Genomic DNA, 2,258 nt, shown 5'->3' on the forward strand with positions numbered 1-2,258 from the left:
GCGGCAAAGAGCGAACTGCGCGGCAAAGAGGAATTCGTGCGCGTTAGTTGGGACGTCGCGCTTGATCTTGCCGCCAAGGCGTTAAAAGAAGCTCACGAGAAATACGGCAGCGAAGCGATCTACGGCGAGTGCTACTGGTGGGGCGGCAGTGGCAAGGTTAGTTGGGGGCGCACGGTAGCTCACAGGATGCTTAAAATTTTAGGCGGCTACGTTGAAGAAAGCGGCGATTATTCGACGGGAGCGGGTCTGGTTATCATGCCTCACGTGCTAGGCTCAAGCGCGGTTTACGATACGCCGACTAAGTGGGCGGCGATAGTTAAAAATGCTAAAAACGTTGTATTTTGGGCGACCGATCCTATCGTAACAAATCAAATTTCATCCGTGCCTCCTACTCACGAGGGCTACGTAGGTATAAAAGAGCTTAAAAAATCGGGCATTAAAACATATAGCGTAAACGCGATGATAAACGACACGGCGCGCTACTTCGGCTCCGAAAACATCATCGTACGCCCTAATACCGACGCGGCGTTAATTATCGGCATGTGCCATTATCTGTTTACGAACAACCTCTACGACGAGGAATTTATCAAAAAATACACGGTCGGATTTAATAAATTTAAAGACTATTTCCTCGGCACGCAAGATAAAGTCGTAAAAGACATCGAGTGGGCGAGCAAAATTTGCGGCGTAGCGGCGGATAAGATAAAAAGCTTCGCCGAGGCTTTGGCAAAAGAGCCTACGACCGTGCTTATAGGCCGCGCGCTTCAAAGAGCCGACCACGGCGAGCAGCCTTTCTGGGCGCTTATAGCTCTTAACGCGATGCTAGGCTATATCGGTAAAGAAGGCCTTGGCTTTGAGTTTAGCCTAGGATACGACTCGGGCGGTATGACGAATAAAATTTCACCGACGCTAAAAGGCATCAGCACGCGCATTAGCGAAAAATACGAAAATTTAGGCAAGGCTCCTTGGAAAGACGCTAAAAACGTCACCATTCCGTCCTCTCGCAGCATCGAGGCCTTAGAGTATCCCGGCAAAGAGATCGACTACGACGGCACTAAGATTAAACTACCTCGCATGAGAGTGGCGTATATGGCCTCAGGCTCGATGTTTACGCGCCATCAAGACGTAAACAACACCGTCAAGCAGTGGAGAAAATTCGAAACCGTCATCACCGCCGAGCCTTATTGGACCAGCACGGCGAAATTTAGCGACATCGTTCTACCGGTAGCTATCGAAGTCGAGCGTAACGATATAAACCAAACCGGCGACAGCGGCGAATACATCGTAGCCTATAAGCCCGTCATCGCGCCGATGGGCGAGAGCAAGAGCGACTTTTGGATCTGCGAGCAAATTTGCAAACGCTGGGGTTACGGCGAGGCGTTTAGCGAGGGCAAGGACGAGCTCGGCTGGATGAAGGAATTTTACGCCGACGCGGCCGAGCAGGCCAAGGGGCTAAATTTAAGCATGCCTAGCTTTGAGGAATTTTACGAAAAAGGATTCGTGAGATTTGAAAAAGACGACGAGAGCAACGCGCTCTACACTCGCCTAGCCGCCTTCCGCGAAAATCCGGCTAAAAATCGCCTAGGAACTCCGTCGGGTAAAATCGAGCTATACTCGCCGACGATAGCGAAGATGAACTACGCCGACTGCCCGCCGATGCCTACATGGATAGAGCCTAAAGAGTGGCTAGGCAACGCTAGCAAAAAGTATCCGCTGCATATCGTTAGCCCGCACTCTCGCTACCGCCTGCACAGTCAGCTAAACAACTCTATAATTAGAAATTTCGCCGAAGTTAGCGGCAGAGAGCCTGTTTTAATAAATCCAAAAGACGCCAAAGAGCGCGGCCTAGCCACGGGCGACGTCGCTCGCGTATTTAACGACCGCGGCGAGATACTAGCTGGCGTGCTAGTCACCGACATCGTGCCCGAGCATGTCGTAGCTATCTGCGAGGGCGCGTGGTACGACCCAGAAATTTGGGGCGAAAAGAGCCTCTGCCAACACGGCTGCGTAAACGTTTTGACCTTTGATAAAGGCACGTCAAGCCTCGCGCAAAGCAACTCGGCTCACACCGTGCTAGCGCAGGTTGAGAAATTTAAGGGGGAGATTAGGCCGATTACGGCGTTTTCAAAACCAAAAATCCTGCAAAGTATTTAACGCGTCGTCTTTTAAGCGTCTTTGAATGAGCTAGAAAATTTCGCCCTGCGACAGGCTAATTGCCTAGTCTTGGGACGAAATTTTCGTCGCAACATTCAAATCCA

General features: G+C 50.8%; 1 protein-coding gene. It reads left to right on the plus strand.

The window, feature by feature from the left end; all coding sequences use genetic code 11:
* On the plus strand, positions 1-2,154 hold a 2,154-nt coding region (locus Q0218_RS05935; protein WP_297967449.1), incomplete at its 5' end, for a molybdopterin-dependent oxidoreductase.
* Between the last annotated feature and the right edge of the window lie 104 nt (positions 2,155-2,258).

Origin of the sequence: uncultured Campylobacter sp. (assembly GCF_938039245.1) — a bacterium.
GTDB lineage: Bacteria > Campylobacterota > Campylobacteria > Campylobacterales > Campylobacteraceae > Campylobacter_A.